At 49.4% G+C, this 18,060-nt stretch carries 18 protein-coding genes; 16 read left to right on the top strand and 2 right to left on the bottom strand.

All coding sequences use genetic code 11. The features are described from left to right. Positions 1-263 precede the first annotated feature (263 nt). Genes def through ACNI29_RS06535 form a run of 4 tightly spaced genes read left to right on the top strand, consistent with a single transcriptional unit; the run spans position 264 to position 3,843 of the window. Positions 264-776, top strand: coding sequence for a peptide deformylase (def, locus tag ACNI29_RS06550; RefSeq protein WP_419781399.1), 513 nt, complete (start codon positions 264-266; stop codon positions 774-776). Next, the gene (gene fmt, locus ACNI29_RS06545) at positions 752-1,702 is read left to right on the top strand and encodes a methionyl-tRNA formyltransferase (RefSeq protein WP_419781398.1); all 951 of its coding nucleotides are present in this window, start codon (positions 752-754) and stop codon (positions 1,700-1,702) included. Before def ends, fmt begins: the two co-directional genes overlap by 25 nt. A 28-nt stretch (positions 1,703-1,730) precedes the next feature. Next, a complete protein-coding gene (locus ACNI29_RS06540) occupies positions 1,731-2,549 on the top strand; it encodes a DUF116 domain-containing protein (protein ID WP_419781397.1) in 819 nt (272 codons plus the stop codon). A 13-nt stretch (positions 2,550-2,562) separates the two neighbouring features. Further along, a complete protein-coding gene (locus ACNI29_RS06535) occupies positions 2,563-3,843 on the top strand; it encodes a transcription antitermination factor NusB (protein ID WP_419781396.1) in 1,281 nt (426 codons plus the stop codon). A 55-nt stretch (positions 3,844-3,898) separates the two neighbouring features. Here ACNI29_RS06535 and ACNI29_RS06530 read toward each other — a convergent pair whose 3' ends face one another. Further along, the gene (locus ACNI29_RS06530) at positions 3,899-4,657 is read right to left on the bottom strand and encodes a tetratricopeptide repeat protein (RefSeq protein ID WP_419781395.1); all 759 of its coding nucleotides are present in this window, start codon (positions 4,655-4,657) and stop codon (positions 3,899-3,901) included. Positions 4,658-4,982: 325 nt separating this feature from the next. Between ACNI29_RS06530 and ACNI29_RS06525 the strand changes: the two genes are divergently transcribed. The 10 genes from ACNI29_RS06525 to ACNI29_RS06480 all read left to right on the top strand — a co-directional run bounded on the left by ACNI29_RS06525 (position 4,983) and on the right by ACNI29_RS06480 (position 13,960). After that, positions 4,983-5,549, top strand: coding sequence for a helix-turn-helix domain-containing protein (locus ACNI29_RS06525; RefSeq protein ID WP_419781394.1), 567 nt, complete (start codon positions 4,983-4,985; stop codon positions 5,547-5,549). Positions 5,550-5,561: 12 nt separating this feature from the next. Beyond that, positions 5,562-7,208: an AMP-binding protein gene (locus ACNI29_RS06520; RefSeq protein ID WP_419781393.1), complete on the top strand. Its 1,647-nt coding sequence runs from the start codon at positions 5,562-5,564 to the stop codon at positions 7,206-7,208. 263 nt (positions 7,209-7,471) lie between these two features. Continuing rightward, on the top strand, positions 7,472-8,029 hold the full coding sequence (locus tag ACNI29_RS06515) for a helix-turn-helix domain-containing protein (RefSeq protein ID WP_419781392.1): 558 nt from the start codon (positions 7,472-7,474) through the stop codon (positions 8,027-8,029). Positions 8,030-8,168: 139 nt separating this feature from the next. Further along, complete coding sequence (locus tag ACNI29_RS06510; RefSeq protein ID WP_419781391.1) at positions 8,169-9,815, top strand: AMP-binding protein; 1,647 nt, start codon at positions 8,169-8,171, stop codon at positions 9,813-9,815. Positions 9,816-10,030: 215 nt separating this feature from the next. Further along, a complete protein-coding gene (locus ACNI29_RS06505) occupies positions 10,031-11,344 on the top strand; it encodes a methyltransferase domain-containing protein (RefSeq protein WP_419781390.1) in 1,314 nt (437 codons plus the stop codon). A gap of 77 nt (positions 11,345-11,421) precedes the next feature. Next, the gene (locus ACNI29_RS06500; RefSeq protein ID WP_419781389.1) at positions 11,422-11,595 is read left to right on the top strand and encodes a MerR family transcriptional regulator; all 174 of its coding nucleotides are present in this window, start codon (positions 11,422-11,424) and stop codon (positions 11,593-11,595) included. Positions 11,596-11,763: 168 nt separating this feature from the next. Then, positions 11,764-12,219 (top strand): YccF domain-containing protein, encoded by a 456-nt coding sequence (locus ACNI29_RS06495; protein WP_419781388.1) that lies wholly within the window; start codon positions 11,764-11,766, stop codon positions 12,217-12,219. 4 nt (positions 12,220-12,223) lie between these two features. After that, entirely contained in the window at positions 12,224-12,511 is a 288-nt protein-coding gene (locus tag ACNI29_RS06490) for a hypothetical protein (protein ID WP_419781387.1), read from the top strand. Next, entirely contained in the window at positions 12,495-13,076 is a 582-nt protein-coding gene (locus ACNI29_RS06485) for a Fic/DOC family protein (protein ID WP_419781386.1), read from the top strand. Before ACNI29_RS06490 ends, ACNI29_RS06485 begins: the two co-directional genes overlap by 17 nt. A gap of 116 nt (positions 13,077-13,192) precedes the next feature. After that, the gene (locus ACNI29_RS06480) at positions 13,193-13,960 is read left to right on the top strand and encodes a Fic family protein (RefSeq protein WP_419781385.1); all 768 of its coding nucleotides are present in this window, start codon (positions 13,193-13,195) and stop codon (positions 13,958-13,960) included. Positions 13,961-14,045: 85 nt separating this feature from the next. On the opposite strand, the gene ACNI29_RS06475 is transcribed toward ACNI29_RS06480, so the two are convergent. Then, positions 14,046-14,984: a tRNA (adenine-N1)-methyltransferase gene (locus ACNI29_RS06475; protein ID WP_419781384.1), complete on the bottom strand. Its 939-nt coding sequence runs from the start codon at positions 14,982-14,984 to the stop codon at positions 14,046-14,048. 509 nt (positions 14,985-15,493) lie between these two features. Here ACNI29_RS06475 and ACNI29_RS06470 point away from each other — a divergent pair. Together ACNI29_RS06470 and ACNI29_RS06465 are read left to right on the top strand one after the other, a co-directional pair. Further along, positions 15,494-16,480, top strand: coding sequence for a radical SAM protein (locus tag ACNI29_RS06470; protein ID WP_419781383.1), 987 nt, complete (start codon positions 15,494-15,496; stop codon positions 16,478-16,480). A 52-nt stretch (positions 16,481-16,532) separates the two neighbouring features. After that, entirely contained in the window at positions 16,533-18,005 is a 1,473-nt protein-coding gene (locus ACNI29_RS06465; RefSeq protein WP_419781381.1) for an Rne/Rng family ribonuclease, read from the top strand. Positions 18,006-18,060: the final 55 nt, after the last annotated feature.

Raw genomic sequence — 18,060 nt, 5'->3', positions numbered from 1 at the left:
TCACCCCTTCGGGGCGTTGTCTTGCAGGAAACGTCCAAATCCGCTGTCCTGCGGATTTGTGTCAAACGGGTTTAAGAATCCCAAAACCTTTTGATAGTTTGGTTTTGGAATAGATTTAAAGATTATGCGGTTTTGATATAAAAACAGTTTTACGCTAACGATGGCGAAGCCCCGATAAAAAGTTTTTTTGGAGAGTCCAGAGAACCTTTTTTTTCCAAAAAAAGGTTCTCTGGTCCCCGAAGGGCCGCCGGAGGCATTAAAAAATGAAAATGGAAATTTTAGCTTATCCTGAAGCTTCTTTGAGCGAGGTATGTTCCAAGGTTGAGGAGATTACTCCTGAACTGAAAGAGCAGGTCGAGAACATGATCGAGACCATGTACGAGGATGACGGAGTGGGTCTTGCTGCCCCACAGGTCGGCATTCAGAAGCGTCTGATCGTGATTGATCCTTCCGGCCCCAAAGAGCGCACTGATCTGCAGGTTATTGTTAACCCCGAGATCGTTGAGAAGAGTGCGGAAAAGGTTGATTCCGAGGAAGCATGTCTTTCCTGTCCCGCTTTCAAGTGCACCATCAAGCGTTATGCTGAGGTCACTGTTACCGGCACTGACCTTGAAGGCAACGAACTGCGCATCGAGGCCGATGATTTTCTGGCCATTGTGCTGCAGCATGAAATTGATCATCTGGATGGAACTCTTATTGTCGACCGTGTAGGCCGCCTGAAACGTGCAATGTACGATAAGAAGGTAAAAAAATGGCTGAAAAGCGCTGGAAAATAGTTTTCATGGGAACACCGGACTTTGCGTCCACTATTCTCGAATACCTCGTAGAATGGGACGGATGTGAAGTTATCGGAGCCTATACCCAGCCGGACCGCAAATGCGGACGCGGGCAGAAGGTGCATTGTTCCGCTGTTAAAAATGTCGCGCTCAAAAATGACATCCCGGTTTACCAGCCCTTGAATTTCAAGGACGAAAAGGATGTTGAAGAGCTGCGCGCTTTGGAACCCGACTTTCTGGTGGTTGCCGCTTACGGGCTGATCCTGCCCCAGTCTGTGCTGGATATCCCTGTGGTTATGCCCATCAACGTCCATGCTTCCCTGCTGCCGAAGTACCGTGGTGCGGCGCCCATTCACCGGGCTGTTGCCAACGGCGATCACGCAACCGGGATTACCATCATGAAGATGGAAGCAGGACTTGATACCGGACCGATGCTTGTGCAGCAGGCCCTCGGTATTGCCTGGGATGACTACACCGGCAAAGTTCATGATGAACTGGCTGACATGGGCGGCCCTCTGGTTATGGAAACCCTGTTGCGTTATCGTGATGGCCGTCTGACTGTTATGGAACAGGACGATTCCATTGCCACCTATGCTGAAAAGTTGAGCAAGGAAGAAGGGCTGATCGACTGGGATCTTCCGGTCAAGGAAGTACATAACAAGATTCGGGGCATGTATCCTTGGCCCGGAGCTTATTACTTCTGGACTCCCGAAGGCAAAGATCCCATACGCCTCGTACTTACCCCCGGTAAACCCGGTGAGGAAGAAGCAGGTGATCTTGCGCCCGGAACTATTGTCGGCGAATATGACGGCATGCTCGGCATTGCCTGCAAAGATAAAATCTACCTCGCATCCAAGGTTAAACCTGCCGGAAAGAAAGAAATGGACGGCAAGGCCTTTATGTGCGGATACATGAATAAGTGTTAATTGAGCGCAATCATATTGGGTTTAATAAATGAGTGTAGAAAAAGATAATAAAAAGCGTCTGTTCATCGGTCTGATTACCGGAACCTGTCTGCTGCTTTGTGCGTTTCTGGGCCTGCTTTGGTACGTACCTTATGCCGGACTGGATTCTTTTGGTGCTTGGGCCACGTGGAGCTGGGGGCTGTTCATTTTTGCACTCATTGTGCTGGTCGCCTGGGGCTATGCCGGGCTGCTTGTTAGTGTCGTGCTGCACCGGACATTCCCATTTTTCCAGAAGGCAAGGGGCTTAAGTGTAAAACTTTTTCTGCCCCTGATGACCATTCTGGGTCGCATCTTCGGTCTTTCCAAGAGCAAGATCCGCGGCTCTTTTATCAAGGTGAACAACGAGCTGGTTCTTTCTGAAGTAGGGCGTTTTGATCCTGAAAAGATTATGATCCTGACTCCGCATTGTTTGCAGGCCAGCCGCTGTGACATGCGCCTGACTTACGATATCGACAACTGCAAGCGTTGCGGACTCTGTACCATCAAGGGGTTGCTTGATCTGCGTGACAAATACGGTGTGCATTTTCATGTTGCCACCGGAGGAACCATTGCCCGACGTCTGGTTGTGCAGAATCGTCCGCGCATGATCATTGCCATTGCCTGCGAACGTGATCTTGCCAGCGGTATTCAGGATACCTATCCGCTTCCGGTCTACGGTGTGCTCAATGAGCGCCCCAATGGGCCATGTCTTGATACACAGGTTTCACTTATTGCAGTTGAGGACGCATTGCGCCGTTTTCTGAAGGAAGACAAGCTTCCTGAAGATGTGGATAAAAATGTCGGCCTCACTCCTCTTACCGGGCTTTAGGCCGGGATATTTGATGAAAAAGAATTCTTTGCCCGGTCCCCGGGGAGTTGCCTTTGAATGTGTCACCCGCGCCCTTGATGGCGGGGCTGACGCGCAGGCTGTTCTGGATAATGCCCTCACAGCGGCAAAACTCGACGGTCGCGACCGGGGTTTTGTTACTGAGATTCTTTACGGCTACCTGCGCATGCGTATTCGCCTGCAGGCGGTCCTGAATTGTTTTCTTTCCCGTCCCGACGGATTGCCCCAGCCCGTTTTGCGGGTCTTGGGCATGGCTGCTTATGAAATCCTGCATATGGATGTTCCGGCCTACGCTTCCGTGGACTGGGGTGTTGATTCTGCAAAACGCCTTTCCCGCGGCAAGCTTGGCGGTCTGGCAAATGCCGTGCTGCGCAAGGTGGCCCGCTTGGCTGAAGACGGTGCAGATGAAGATTTTTTCCGCCGCAATGCTGATACAGAAGTTGAATTTCTATCGGTTTATTATTCTTGCCCGGAATGGATTGTTGAGCTTTGGCTGGACAGCTATGGCCGGGACAGGGCGGAGCAATATCTGGAAGCCCAGATTTGTCCTCCTGCAGCCGGATTCGTGCTTGATACCACAAACAGCTTAGCGCAGGCAGCAGCTGAGCAGTTGCTGAAAGAGGAAGATTTCATCGCTTCAGATGGACAGGCTTTCGCCTTTTACTCCGGTTACTGGCCGCAGGTATTCAAGGGTTTGAAAGAATTTGTAAGCCGCCAGAGCTACGCCGCTCGTGAAGCTCTTTCCGTGCTCGAACCTCAGGATTGGCCTACTCCGGTCTGGGACGGTTGTTCCGGGCGCGGCGGCAAGTCCAGATTCCTGCACTCGAAGAATATTTCACCGATCATTGCCAGTGATCCTCATGCCAGAAGGCTTGCGGCGTTGAAGCGTGAGGTTCCTTCTGTGGCCTCCTTCCGTGCTTCGGCAATTAATCCGCCGCTGGCTAAAGAATCCATCGGTACTGCTTTGCTTGATGTGCCTTGTTCCGGGCTGGGAGTTCTTTCCCGCAGGCCGGATACCAAGTTCAAGCGTACTCCCGAAGATGTGGATTCGCTTGTCCGTCTGCAGTCACGCATTCTGGATAACAGCTGGGAAACTATTCGCAAGGGCGGACGTCTGGCTTACATCACATGCACCCTGAACCCGGATGAGAACGAACGCCAGATAGGCGCATTTCTCAAACGGCATAAGGATGCTGCCCCGCTCAAGGAGTGGACGACCCCGCCTGATTCCGAATTACACGAATTCTTTTATTCAGCTTTGATTGAGAAAAAATAAATAGAAAAGGCCCGTTTCAGCTTAGCTGGAACGGGCCTTAAAATTTGGGCAGTATTTAAGCCTGTACTTGTTCCGGATGATTCTTCTTCAGGAATTCGAGAAATTTAGCAGCTTCAGTATGGTTTTTGTTCAATTCAAGGGCTTTTTTAAGGTGGGCGGAACATTTGTCCAATACACCTTTTTCAAAGTATGCACGGGCAATGTTGTAGTGCAGGTTCTCGTCATTGCTGGTCATTTCCAATGCCCGGTCATAATAATCAATGGCCTGATCCTGCATTCCTGTTTTGCGCAGGTTAATGCCGAATTCATTGAACAGGTGCTTGTGTTCAGTCTGGAAGGCGGCATCAAGTTTAACAAGCCTATTGAAAATATCGTTGGCCTTGTTTGATTCCCCCCGTTCCATGTAGGTCAGCCCGAGCCCGAAGTTCGCTTTGACATTTTCTTCGTCAACGCCAAGCGCGTTCTGGAATTCAAACTCGGCACTGTACGTAGCCCCGGCCTGTCTGGCTTTTTCTCCACGAGAGATAGTGGAGTTGAGTTCCTGAATCTTGGGATAGACGGTTGATACATAGAATTCCGGTTCAGGAGAGTATTTGGACAGGAATTCTTCCATGGGAACGGTGGACTTGGGCCCAGCTGGAATATAGCTGGTGTTTAAGGCCTGAACTTCAACATTTTCAGGGTTAAGCTCTTCGGCCATCCAGTACATCTTGCTGATCGTCCGTCTAACAGTTGTCCCGGTTCCGATCTTTTGTACATTCTGGCTGGAGAATACACCCTTGATTTTCTGTTTGTCTTGATCCACTGAAGCCATTTGACGTTCCTTGTCTGCTGTCCTTAAATTTTTGCAAACTATAGATAAATTTCAGTAAAAATGCCACTGACAAAAGAACGAAAAAAACAGCAAAATAATTTTGCTCCCTTAGGAAGGTAAAAAATCGATTAGTTGCTAATTTTGTTCTTCATTTTTCTTTAATGAAGCTTTAGAATGTCGGCTGTTTTTAAGATTGTTAAAAAAGGTCGCATTTCAGTCGGAAAAGATGACAAACGTCAACCATTGATGTAAGTACTCATTTTTTGACATTTTTATTGTATTTATCAAAAGCCTTGAAAGAGGGTTTAGACAAGTAGAGGGGATTATGAGCAAAGCAAAAGTAGGACAGCGTATTAAAAAATTCAGGGAAAAGCAGGCTCTTAGCCTTGAAGAATTTTCAAATCGAACCGGACTTGGAATAGACTTCCTTGAATCAGTAGAAGAAAAAGAAAAATACCCCTCGCTAGGTCCTCTACTTAAAATTGCCAGAGCTCTCGGAGTAAGGCTTGGAACTTTCCTTGACGATCAGGTCAGCAAAGACCCGCTCATTGTTAAACTCGGTGACCGTCAGGAAGAGTTTTCCATGCATTCCGACAAGGAAAAGACAGCTTCCATGAAGTACTTTTCACTTGCCAAAGGTAAGAGCGACCGCCACATGGAACCTTTTTTCATTGAAATTCAGCCTGAGGATGGCGAGCCTAAGATGACTTCTCACGAGGGAGAAGAGTTCATCATCGTTGTTTCCGGTAAACTCAAGGTTGTTTACGGTAAGGAAGAAAGTGTTCTGGAAGCTGGCGACAGTGTATATTTCAATTCCGTGGTACCGCACTATGTTGCTGCTGATGGCAACGAAAAGTGTGATATCTATGCGGTTCTTTATTTCCCGGAATAAGAGAGGAGTTACATGGAACAATCACATCTCAGGGAAATTACTCTCGGTGGGCTGCTGGACGAGGCTGTTGAAAAATGGCCGGAGCAGGAAGCCGTTGTTTATGTGGACCGCGATTTCCGCCTGACCTACCGTGAATTCGGTGAGTTGGTGGATGATCTGGCTATGGGCCTCATGGCGCTGGGCATCAAGAAAGGTGAGAAGGTTGCCGTCTGGGCAACCAACGTACCTTACTGGGTTGCCTTGCAGTTCGCTACCGCGAAAATCGGTGCCATCCTGCTCACAGTTAACACTTTTTACCGCACTACTGAGCTGGAATATCTGCTCAAGCAGTCCGAGTGCGAGAACCTGGTCATCATCGACGGTTTCAGGGAGATCGATTATCTCCAGACCGCCTACGACCTGATTCCCGAACTCAAGACTCAGGAACGCGGTTACCTCAAGAGCGAAAAATTCCCCGATCTCAAAAGGGTGTTTTTTCTCGGTCAGGAAAAGCACCGCGGCATGTATTCCATGGCCGAGGTCATCAACCTTTCCGCAGTGACTACAGAGGAAGATTACGAAGCACGTCAGGCTACTCTTGATCCGTATGACGTGGTTAATATGCAGTATACCTCCGGAACTACAGGTTTCCCCAAAGGCGTACAGCTGACTCACTACAACATCGGTAACAACGGATTCTGGATCGGTGAAAACCAGGGCTTCAAGCCCGGTGACCGCCTCTGTCTGCCCGTACCCCTGTTCCATTGTTTCGGCTGTGTTCTGGGTGTTCTGGCAGCGGTTAACCACGGCACAACCATGGTTATCCTTGAAGGGTTCGATCCGCTGCTGGTAATGGCTTCCGTGGATCAGGAGAAGTGTACCGCCCTTTACGGTGTTCCGACCATGTTCATCGCCATCCTCGAACACAAGTTGTTTGATAAATTTGATTATTCTTCACTGCGTACCGGTATCATGGCCGGATCGCCCTGTCCCATCGAGGTCATGAAGAAGGTCATGGATAAGATGAACATGACTGATATCACCATCTGCTACGGTCTGACCGAAGCATCTCCGGTTATGACCCAGACCCGCATGACTGATAGCGTGCAGCGCCGTACCGAAACTGTCGGTCAGGCTATGCCTGAAATCGAAGTCGCAATCATCAATCCTGAAACAGGTGAGATGTGTGATTCCGGTGAAACAGGCGAAATCTGCTGCCGTGGCTACAACGTCATGGAGGGCTACTACAACAATCCAGAAGCCACCAATTCCACCATTGATATGGACGGCTGGCTCCATTCCGGTGACCTTGGAACCATGGATGAAGAAGGGTACGTTGATGTAACCGGACGCCTCAAGGATATGATTATCCGTGGAGGCGAGAACATCTATCCCCGTGAAATCGAAGAATTCCTCTACACAATGGATGGCATTCTCGATGTTCAGGTGGCAGGTGTTCCCAGTGAAAAGTACGGGGAACAGGTCGGCGCATTCATCATCCTCAAGGATGGTGTGGAAATGACCAAGCAGGATGTAATTGATTACTGCCGTGGTCAGATTTCCCGCTACAAGATCCCAAAGTTTATCACTTTCCTTGACGCTTATCCCATGACCGCAAGCGGCAAGATCCAGAAATACAAACTCCGGGATATGGCTGCAGAGCTGTACCCTGACGCATAATCTTTAGGCCTCCGGCGGCGCTTTCAGCGGGACCAAAGAACCCTTTTGCAAAAGGGTTCTCTGGACTCTCCCAAAACCTTTTATCAGGGCTTCGCCATTTGTTTTTCGAAGGTGTTTTTTTGAGCTATGTGCGAAGCATAACCAAAACGTCTTTGAAAGAGAGGGGATGGGGTCTGGGGAAGGGGAGAGAAAATCTTTGGGCGTTAGCAAAGTTTTCTCTCCCCTTCCCCAGCCGCCGGAGGCACCCCACCACAGGAGATATCATGAGTAATGATCAGGCTTACAAGGAAATTGCACCGAGGCTTGCGGGCCTTCGCGATGCAATGGACATGAGTGTGGAAGAGCTTGCCGAGAAAGCAGGCGTAACCCCGGAACGTGCCGCGCAGTATGAATCCGGCACAGTTGAGATCCCGGTCAGTTACCTGATGGATGTGGCTCATCTTTGCGGAGTCAGCCTTACTGTGCTGATCTCCGGCAGCGAAGCCCATCTGACTAACTATGCGCTGGTGCGTAGCGGCAAGGGACTAAATGTCGACCGCCGCAAGGACTATGATTACAAGAACCTCGCTTCTACTTTCGTAGGCCGCCGCATGGAACCTTTTATGGTTGAAGTTCCTTCCAAAGAGGTTGTGGACATGAATTTTACCACCCACCGCGGGCAGGAATTTATTTACGTACTTGCAGGACGTCTGGAACTCAGGCTCGACGATTCCGTTCTGGAGCTTGAAGAGGGCGATTCCCTGTACTTTGATTCCAACACTCCCCACGCCCTGCGCGGTCTTGATGGCAAATCTGCACGCATGCTGGACGTCATTCTCTAGCAGGTCGCCAATTGAAGTGTGCGTGTCGTTGTTATGCGTACACCAGCGGCCTGCGGTAAAAACTCGGTTTTACATTTGAGGATTTAACGTCAACCAAAAGCAATGGGATGCAGTGCATCCTCCGTGGAGATATAAGAAAATGGAAAAGCAGAAATACGGTTCTAACGATGAGTTCTGTGCCGAATATAAGACTGAAGTACCCGAGAATTACAACTTTGCCTTTGATTGCGTAGACGAGATTGCCGCATCCGATCCCAAGCGTCTGGCAATGATTCACATCGGCCCCGACGGAACCCGCACTGAAAAAGATTTCGACTTTTTTTCTAAAAAGTCATCCCGTCTGGCCAACGCATTGAGTAAATCCGGAGTTGAAAAAGGCGACCGGATCATGATCATCCTTTACCGGCGTATCGACTGGTGGGTGTCCATGCTGGCCTGCCACAAGATCGGCGCGGTTCCTGTTCCTTCCCCGAACCTGCTTACAGTGAAAGACATTGAGTTCCGCGTGAATTTCGCCAAGATCAAAGGCATCATCGCCGAAGATTCTGTGGCTGACCGCGTTGATGAAGCGCAGAAGAAATGTCCTTCCCTTGAAGTTGTGGTTCAGGCTGGCGAAAGCGGCCTGCACGATGGCTGGCTTGATTTTGAAGCCATTTGTGATGAAGCTTCCGATTCTTTCCCCCGTCCTTCAGATTGCGCGGGCGGAGATGATTCCCTGCTGATTTTCTTTTCTTCCGGCACCACCGGGCAGCCGAAGATGGTTGAGCACACCCACAATTACCCGCTGGGCCACTATGTGACCGGTGCTTACTGGCATGATCTTAAGCCGGGTGATGTGCACCTGACTCTCGCCGATACCGGTTGGGGCAAGGCTGTCTGGGGTAAATATTACGGTCAGTGGATGGCCGGTGCGGTTGTTTTTGTCTGGGATTTTCGTGGTAAATTCGAACCAGCCGAACTGCTGCGCGTACTTGCAGACAACAAGGTTACTTCTTTCTGCGCACCGCCCACAGTATACCGTTTCATGATCCGCGAAGATCTTTCGAAGTACGATCTTTCCGCACTCACTCACTGCACCACTGCTGGTGAGCTGCTTAATGCTTCCGTATTTGAAGCATGGAAGGAAGCAACCGGGCTGCCCCTCTATGAAGGTTACGGTCAGACCGAGTCCGTGCTCCAGATCGCAACTTTCCCCAACATGAAGCCCAAACCGGGTTCCATCGGCAAGCCCTGTCCGGGCTGGGATATTGCTCTTATCGACACCGAAGGGAACCTCTGCGCTCCCGGTGAAGAAGGGCAGATCTGCGTCAAGCTCGATCCCCGCCCCGTAGGGCTGTTTACCGGATACCTTGATGAGCCTCAGAAGACCGAAAATGTCATGGTCGACGGTTACTATCAGACCGGTGACAAGGCATGGATGGACGAAGACGGTTATTACTGGTTCCTCGGCCGTACCGATGACTTGATCAAGAGTTCCGGTTACCGCATCGGGCCCTTCGAAGTTGAGTCTGCACTGATCACCCATGACGCCATCGTTGAAGCCGCTGTAACAGGCGTGCCCTGCGATGTTCGCGGTCAGGCCGTTAAAGCTACCGTTGTTCTCGCTCCCGGTTACGAAGGTGGCGAAGAGTTGACCAAGGAGCTGCAGAACCACGTCAAGAAGGTCACCGCGCCTTACAAATACCCGCGTATCATCGATTACGTTGAAGAACTGCCCAAGACCATCAGCGGCAAGATCAAACGTGCCGAGATCCGCGCTAAAGACGAAGCTGACGCAAAGGCTTAATGCCTATCGGCGATCCCTGCCGGGGGCCTCAAACCCTTTGAAAAGGGTTTAAGAATCCCAAACTTTTTTAATAGGCTTCGCCGTGTAGCTTTTCTAAATCTGTCTAGCAATGAAGACCGCAATATCTTTTGAAGATATTGCGGTCTTTTTGTGTTGACCTGTCTACAACTTCACAGTTCATGTTAGGTTCATCACATAGCTATGGAGATTTGGATATGGTTAAGACATCATCGGGTATGACAGTGGGGCGGCTGGCGAAGAAATACGGCCTCTCACGCAGCACTTTGCTCTATTACGATTCCATTGGGCTGTTGTCACCTGCGAAGCACATGAAAGGTGAATACCGTTCATATGGTGCGCAGGATGAAAAGCGGCTGGCCCTGATTTGCCATTACCGCAAGGCGGGGATTCCTTTGAAGGAGATTAAGGTTATTCTTGATTCTCCGGTCAGTGGCATAACCGGGGTGCTGGAAGAGCGGCTCAAGGAGCTGAATGCGGAGATTGCCTCGCTGCATGAACAGCGGGAGTTTATTTCCGGGATATTGAAGAGTTCCCCGGACGTGAAGTCTGCACAGCTGGACAAGGCTGCGTGGGTCGAAGTGTTGCGCTCGTCAGGATTCAGCGAAAAGGACATGGAAGACTGGCACAAGGCTTTTGAGCGTACCCACCCGGATAAACACCAGCAGTTCTTGGAATATTTGCATATTCCTGATGATGAAATCAGGCTGATCCGCAAATGGTCGGCAGGACCACAACGGATACAGAAAATACAAAAAGCGAGCGAAAGATATATGGAAATTTTTTATGACTTCTTCTCGACACTACCCAGACTCGGACCGGGCAGCAACGAAACAACCAAACGGGCCTTGGCGCAGGTAAGCGGGTTGCCGCAAAAAGCGCAGGTGCTTGATGTTGGTTGCGGAACTGGATTGCAGACAGTTGCCCTTTGCGAGGAAACTGATTTTCAGGTCATTGCTGTGGATAACTGGCAGGTTGCCTTGGATAAGATGTTGTTGAATGTGGAAAAGGCGGGACTTACCGAACGCATCACAGTGCAGCAGGGCGACATGAATGAGTTGGGTTATGAACCCGGTTCGTTCGATCTTATCTGGAGCGAAGGTGCAATCTATTTGATGGGTTTTGAGAACGGCATTTCCAAGTGGAAGGAATTTCTCAAGCCGGGTGGCTGGATCGCGCTTAGCGAAATGACTTGGACAGCGGACGAGCGTCCGGCAGAGGCCGCTGCGTTCTGGAATGAAGGTTACCCGGAAATGAAATCCACAGTCGAAAATATTGCCATTCTGGAACGTCAGGGCTTTGAAGTTGTAAAGCATTTCCTAATCCCGCAGTCCGATTGGTGGGACGTGTTCTACAAGCAACTGCAGGATTCAATTCCGGCATTCATGGAAAAGCACAACCGTTCCGCCGAAGCGCAGACCGTTGTGGATTGCAATGAAAAGGAAATGGAGATCATGCGCAAATATCATGATTCTCTGGGATATGTGTTTTACATCGCCCGCATGAAATAAACGTTGAAATCTGCAGATTAATATAAAACGCTACCATGTAGGCCACATGGTTGCAGAACATGATCAGGAGCAGGCAGATGGACAAGGAAAAATGGACAAAAGTGTTTCGTGAGGCAGGATTCAGCGACGCAGATATGCATAACTGGCACAAGGCTTTTGAAAAGCTTTACCCTGAAAAACATCAGGCTTTTCTGGAACACATAAATGTGGATCAGCAGGAAATTGAAAGGATCAGGGAATGGTCTAAGTAGATTTGGTTTCTGGGTTATTAGGCCCCGGTGCGTTAGCGTGCCGGGGTTTTGTTATCTAGTTAACAAAGGACTTGAAGTTTTATCAGGATAAGGGGAAAAAGAGATTAAGCAGATGTCGTCCATGCGTTTTCGCAGACAATTGCAGAGATTTAATAATCAGGAGTAAAAATGAGAACTCTCGGAAACATATTATGGTATTTCCCGTTTTTCGGATTCATCAACGCAATCATGTTTTTCCTGCTCGGTTCATTGCTGACATTGACCGTAGTAGCTTCCCCGCTGGGTTTGGGCTTGATTCAGTATAGCAAATTCCTCTTCGCGCCATTCAGCTGGTCCATGGTTTCCAAGGATGACCTCAATGTAGAGGGCAACCTTGCGTGGGAGGCCTATTCCACAATCATCATGATTCTATGGATTCCCTTCGGCATCATCTTCGCGCTGATAACGATCTGTCAGATCGTAGGTCTGGCAATCTCAATTGTCGGTATCCCGGTAGCCTTGGTGCTCGCCAAGTCCCTGCGTACCATCTTCAACCCGGTAGGCATGGTTTGCGTTCCCGCCGTTGTCGCCCATGAAGTGCAGCGTCGCAAGGATGAGGATGCTATTAATCGGCATATTCGTTAGGTTGTTGAAAATAGTAGCTGTTGCCTTTTTGTATTTCAGGGATTATTATTTTTTTATGATTAAAACATCAAAATACACTATCGCCACAGCCAAACGGCCTAAAGACAAAAAGGATATTTTACGCCGTCGCCTTACGCACGCAAAAGCTTCCTTAGCTATTGAAGGATTGCATTTGTCCGCGGAAGAAATGGCTGTCTTTGAAGAATGCATTCAAAGGGGGTGCTCTTTAGAGGAGCGTACTAATCTTTTGAAAGAACGGTTCCCTGAACATGCCCATGCGATACGCGCATAGAGACGCATATACATATGAAGAATCGTCCGTCCTTAGGAACAAAGGCGGACATAGAAACCAAGAGGCGCTTGATCAATTCGAGCGCCTTTCTGTTGCCAACCGGATGTTGGAAGATATGCCGGAAGGAGCGTTTGATTATCTGCACTTAAAAAACATTCACCAACACATATTTCAGGATGTTTATGATTGGGCGGGGCAAGAAAGAGATGTTTCAATAAGTAAGGGAGCAACTCTCTTTGCGAATCCGCGTCATATTGAATCCGTAATGTCTGCTCTGTTGTCTGAGCTGAAAGATGAAAATTACCTTCAGGATTGTGAGCTGGATGTTTTTGTGGATCGGGCAGCTTACTACATGGTTGAGATGAATATGGCACATCCGTTTCGAGAAGGTAACGGGCGTGCGCTTCGTGAGTTTTTGTTTCTATTGGCAGATAATTCGGGATACGGGATTGATACCGATAAACTGAAGAACGGTTGGCTTGATGCTTGTATCGCTGGTGTCAGCGGAAGTGAGGAGCCTATGTGTGCTGTTATTGCCGGGGCTTTGATTGTCTACGAGGATTAAATTTATTTCGGTTTATTGAATATTGGAAAGCCCCGGTGCGGATGCGTGCCGGGGCTTTTTGTTTTGCAGATTGACCGTCATATGCGAAGTAATTACTTTGTGCTAAAGGAGTTACTATGCCTACTGATTACCCTAGATCCAAATCTCTGACAGCGTTATTGAGCGAAATTGATGAGCGTAAAGCTCAGCTTGATGCATGCCGCGATTCCGTCAGTTCGCAGATCATTGATGCCCTGAATATCGAATATACCTATGACAGTAACCGCATAGAAGGTAACACCCTGACCCTGCGCGAAACAGACCTTGTCATCAACAAGGGGCTGACCATCGGCGGCAAGTCCATGCAGGAACATCTGGAGGCTGTAAATCATTACGAAGCCATCCAGTACATCCGCGAGATTTCTTTTTCGAAGACAGAGATATCAGATAAAATAATCAAGGATATCCATGCGATCATTTTGCAAGGCATTGATCGTCAGAATGCAGGCATATACCGCAATGTCCCGGTGGCTATTTCCGGTAGCCGCCACATCCCCCCTCAGCCGTGGCAGGTCCCTGTTTTGATGGAGCAGTTGCTGGCGTGGTATACCGAGCAAGAGCCGATCCTGCACCCAGTTGTGCTTGCAGCTGAAATGCACGAGCGCATAGCTACAATCCATCCCTTCATAGACGGAAACGGCCGTACTGCCCGTTTGGTAATGAATTTAATTCTGATGCAGCGCGGCTATCTTGTCGTCAACATTGCCGGGGATACTGAGAGTCGACTTGCTTATTACAATGCATTGGAAAAGTGCAATCTTGAGAATGAGAAGGGCGATTTTATTGAATTGATTGCCGGGTATGTTTTGAAGAGTTTGCGTGGGGTTTTGGATATGGTGGGGTAGACTAATTGAAATGCTACAAAAAAAGCCGGGACTCCCAAACGGAGACCCGGCTTTCCAATTCCATATTAATCCCAAAACCTAAAAGCTATTCAGCCTTTTCCTCATCGGAAGATTCAGCTTTCTTTTCTTCGACAGCTTCGGTTGCTTCGGGAACGTCTTTTTTAGCGTGAATCATGTCTTTTCTATCAACATGATATTTATCCGCTGCGGGCTTGCCGCGGTTTTCGCGCTTTTTCTTGGGCGGCTCAATGCTCATTTCGCATCCGGCCATGTTGCGGGCGAAGACGAGGTATCCGGTATGGCCTACCATGCGGTCTTCGGGGCGCAGTCGTTCTGCGATGGGCTTGTAACGGCGTACCAGGATTTCGCAGACTTCCTGTTCTTCGAAAGGCGCGCTTTCCATTGCTTTGAGCAGCTCGCTGACCTGATTGGTGGTCGGCAGCAGGAAGCCGCACATTGCGCCGGGGATTACTGCTTTCGGGATATGGTGCAGGTAGTCCCAAGGGTTGGGTACGTCGAGGAAGAGGGCGTCGCAATCGCTGGCGAGGAAGCCGTCTTCGATGTTCAGGTTGAACTGCTCAACGCGGTGCGCAAGACCGGCCCATTCGAGGTTTTTGCGGACCAGCTTGTAAAATTCGGGACGTTTTTCGTGGGTGTATACCTTACCGGTATCACCGACGTAGTAGGCCAGTGCGGTGGTCAGACCGCCGGAGCCTGAGCCGGATTCAACAACGCGGGTTCCGGGACCGATACCCAGTTTGAGCAGCAGGTAGCTGATCTCTTTGGGGTACATGATTTGGGTCTGGCGTTTGAGACCCTTGATGATGTCATAGATTGTGGGTTTAAGGAGCTGGTATTTGTGGCCCAGATGGGTCTCTACAGTCTTCCCGTACCCGGCGGCGAGGATGTTATCGGTATACATCATGCCGTCATGTGTATGTATTTCTTCCCCGGCATTGAGTGTGCGCAGGTAGCGCTTGCCTTTGGGGTTAACGAGCAAAATTAGTTGTCCAGCTTCAAGCATTAGACTTCCTCCTGAAATGATCTATGGCCCGATTACGGACGAAAGCGCATAAAGTCAAGGACTCATATAAAGCACCGTCTGCGGCGTAATTTGAATTGTTAGCAAATCTGAAAGCTTACAAGATCTTACGCCTGTGGTGTGCTGCGAAAAACAATGAAGCGCACCTATATTTGGATACGCATCGCTCCAGTGTGTATTTTGTGCCTTGCATCTAGCTCTTTCTATGAGTCCTTAACATAAACATACAGCTTGAGTTTTTTGACATTTAAGAATAAGTGCTTAACTACCGCATTGAATGAAATTTCTCTTCGCGCAGCTATTTTTACACATCTCCCGCAAAAATCACAGTTGGAATTCCGGCTGGGCCACTCTTTGGTTCAAGCCCAGATTTAACTATTAGGGATTCCAAAGGGGATTATCCTCTTTGGCCGCCGGAGGCGATATCTTTTTGATAAAAGCGCGAAGCGTATCAAAATTAATTACTTTTTTTGCTTCTTGATGAGGCCGTTATGGGTTATAGCTATGTCTTCGGGCCGGTTTTTTCCGGCAGGATAGGGCGTTCATTGGGGCTGGACCTGCTTGGGAGCAGGGTTTGTTCCATGGATTGTGTATATTGCGAAGTGGGCAAGACTGACCTGCTGACTGCAAAGCGCGATGTTTATGTTCCCGCGGCAGATATCCTTGATGAGTTGGATAAATGGAAGCAGGAGGGGCATGAACTGCCCGAAGTGATTACCCTGGGGGGGCTGGGAGAGCCTACTCTCAACGTGGAAATGCCCGAAATAATTCGCGGTATAAAGAAACTTTTCCCGTCTATGCCTGTGGCCGTGCTGACAAACGCGACCGCCATGACGGACCCCGAAGTGAGAAAGGAATTGTTGGAAGCCGATGTTGTGCTTCCTTCTATGGATTCCCTTGTTGCTTCGGAATTCAGGGCCATAAACAGACCGTGCAAGGGTACTGACCCCACGGAGATTGCCAAAGCCCTGATCGAATTCCGCAAGGAGTTCAGTGGTAAGATTTTTCTGGAAGTGCTCCTTTCACGGGGATACAATGATTCGGATGAAAATCTCTCTCTGATGAAAGATTTTTGTTCCGATCTGGCCCCGGACCGCATTGATGTGGTTACTCTTTCGCGTCCAGGTACTCTGGATAAGGCCGGTCCGGTTGATACTGAGACCATAGGCCGCTGGAAAAAGGTTCTTGATGCCGCGCCCTGCAAAGACAGGGATTGCGGACCGGATACCGGCGCAAAGAGAAGGAGCGGTGCGGATGTTACAGCCCATGTGCAGGGCGAATATTCCCACGCATTTGACCGGATTCAGGCTTCTATCATGCGCAGACCGCAGACAGCGCAACAGCTCGCCGGAGCATTGGCGATTCCCTTGGAGAGGGTGGAGCAGGTGCTTGAGGAGCTGGAAAAAAGCGGTAAACTGCACGTCAGGCAAACTGGAAATGATATATATTACGATTGCAGGCTTGACGGAGAATCATGAATTAAGCTTCTGGGTCCGGGGAAAATTTAATAACTTTTCTTTGGACTAAAAAATGACAGGTAAAAAACAGAAGAAAAAAGAGAAAATGTTTATCAGCGTACTGCCCGGCGAACAGGTCGAAGTCGCGCTGACTCAGGAAGGTCAGGTCATTGAGTATTATGTTGAAATGCTCCATCAGGCCAAGACCAAAGGTAACATTTACAAAGGTTACATCCATAACATTGATGCCGCTCTTCAGGCGGCTTTCATCAACTACGGGGCCGAACGAAACGGCTTTTTGCAGGTTGATGAAGTGCACCCCGAGTACTATCAGGGGGCATATAAATTAAAGAAAGGACACCGTTACCCCCTGCTGCAGAAAGTTCTGAAGCCGGGACAGGAAATTTTTGTGCAGGTGGTTAAAGAGCCGACCGGCAAAAAAGGTGCTTTCCTTTCATCCTATCTATCCATTCCGGGTCGTTATTTCGTGCTTACTCCCGGACGTGAGCAGATTGGTATTTCCCGTAAGATTGAAGATGAAAAAGAACGCGATAGACTCAAAGAGTTGATCGATGAAGTCAATCCCGGTGACGGTGTTGGTGTTATCGTGCGTACCGCGAGCAAGGGCCAGAGTAAATCCGCCCTGCGTCGTGATTTTAAATTTCTGACCCGCCTCTGGAACGATATCCGCGAAAAAGGGCAGGACGCCAAGCCTCCGTCCCTCGTTTATGAGGAAATGGGACTGGCTGCCCGTGCTGTTCGCGACTACTTGTCTTCCGACGTAGTGGAAATCTGGGTAGATGATCAGGAAACCCTTGAGCAGGTCAAGAAGCTGGCCACACTCTCTTTTCCGCGCCGTTCCAACTTGGTCAAGCTGCACTCCGATACCGACAAATCCCTTTGGGAGCGGTTCAATCTGGTTAAACAGATCGAGCAGATTTATGGTCGTGAGGTAAACCTGCCTTCCGGTGGACGTCTTGTTTTCGATCAGACCGAAGCATTGACCGCAATCGACATCAACTCCGGTAAAATCGGCGGTGAGCGCAACTTCAAGGAAATGGCGCTTAAGACCAACAAGGAAAGTGCTGAAATGATCGCCCGCCAGCTCAAGCTGCGCGACCTCGGCGGTCAGGTGGTGATTGACTTCATTGAAATGAAGGACCCCAAGCATTGCCGTGAAGTGGAAAAGACCATGCGCGCTGCGCTGAAAGGGGACCGTGCCCGTACCGATGTCGGACGGATCTCTCGTTTCGGACTGATGGAGTTGGTCCGGCAGCGTCTGGGATCATCCGCTATCGCTGTTTCCACCGAATCCTGCCCCTGTTGTGATGGGACCGGTATCCGTCGTAATATGGAATGGCAGGCTATGCAGGCTATCAAAGATATTTACCGCATGCTGCGTAGACCTAATGCGGAATCCCCGTTGGTCTACGAGGCCGAAGAAGAACTGGCACTTTACCTGCTCAACCATAAGCGGGATGCGATTCTCCAGTATGAAAAGATGTTTGATACAAAGATTAACATCGAAATTCAGTGGGGAGAATAGTTTTTTGCCTCCGGCGGCTGGGGAAGGAAAACTTTTGCAAAAGTTTTCCTTCCCC

The organism is Maridesulfovibrio spiralis (SeqCode) (assembly GCF_048571135.1).
GTDB lineage: Bacteria > Desulfobacterota > Desulfovibrionia > Desulfovibrionales > Desulfovibrionaceae > Maridesulfovibrio > Maridesulfovibrio spiralis.
Note: the sequence above shows the minus strand (reverse complement) of the source record. Positions and strands in the feature narration are given on the sequence as shown.

Bases quoted from the DNA above. Each gene is read 5' to 3' on its own strand.
- ACNI29_RS06525 (WP_419781394.1), top strand. From the start codon at position 4,983: ATGAGCAAAGCAAAAGTAGGACAGCGTATTAAAAAATTCAGGGAAAAG.
- def (WP_419781399.1), top strand. From the start codon at position 264: ATGAAAATGGAAATTTTAGCTTATCCTGAAGCTTCTTTGAGCGAGGTA.
- ACNI29_RS06495 (WP_419781388.1), top strand. From the start codon at position 11,764: ATGAGAACTCTCGGAAACATATTATGGTATTTCCCGTTTTTCGGATTC.
- ACNI29_RS06515 (WP_419781392.1), top strand. From the start codon at position 7,472: ATGAGTAATGATCAGGCTTACAAGGAAATTGCACCGAGGCTTGCGGGC.
- ACNI29_RS06470 (WP_419781383.1), top strand. From the start codon at position 15,494: ATGGGTTATAGCTATGTCTTCGGGCCGGTTTTTTCCGGCAGGATAGGG.
- ACNI29_RS06485 (WP_419781386.1), top strand. From the start codon at position 12,495: ATGCGATACGCGCATAGAGACGCATATACATATGAAGAATCGTCCGTC.
- ACNI29_RS06475 (WP_419781384.1), bottom strand. From the start codon at position 14,984: ATGCTTGAAGCTGGACAACTAATTTTGCTCGTTAACCCCAAAGGCAAG.
- ACNI29_RS06505 (WP_419781390.1), top strand. From the start codon at position 10,031: ATGGTTAAGACATCATCGGGTATGACAGTGGGGCGGCTGGCGAAGAAA.
- ACNI29_RS06500 (WP_419781389.1), top strand. From the start codon at position 11,422: ATGGACAAGGAAAAATGGACAAAAGTGTTTCGTGAGGCAGGATTCAGC.
- ACNI29_RS06540 (WP_419781397.1), top strand. From the start codon at position 1,731: ATGAGTGTAGAAAAAGATAATAAAAAGCGTCTGTTCATCGGTCTGATT.
- ACNI29_RS06480 (WP_419781385.1), top strand. From the start codon at position 13,193: ATGCCTACTGATTACCCTAGATCCAAATCTCTGACAGCGTTATTGAGC.
- ACNI29_RS06465 (WP_419781381.1), top strand. From the start codon at position 16,533: ATGACAGGTAAAAAACAGAAGAAAAAAGAGAAAATGTTTATCAGCGTA.
- ACNI29_RS06535 (WP_419781396.1), top strand. From the start codon at position 2,563: ATGAAAAAGAATTCTTTGCCCGGTCCCCGGGGAGTTGCCTTTGAATGT.
- ACNI29_RS06530 (WP_419781395.1), bottom strand. From the start codon at position 4,657: ATGGCTTCAGTGGATCAAGACAAACAGAAAATCAAGGGTGTATTCTCC.
- fmt (WP_419781398.1), top strand. From the start codon at position 752: ATGGCTGAAAAGCGCTGGAAAATAGTTTTCATGGGAACACCGGACTTT.
- ACNI29_RS06510 (WP_419781391.1), top strand. From the start codon at position 8,169: ATGGAAAAGCAGAAATACGGTTCTAACGATGAGTTCTGTGCCGAATAT.
- ACNI29_RS06520 (WP_419781393.1), top strand. From the start codon at position 5,562: ATGGAACAATCACATCTCAGGGAAATTACTCTCGGTGGGCTGCTGGAC.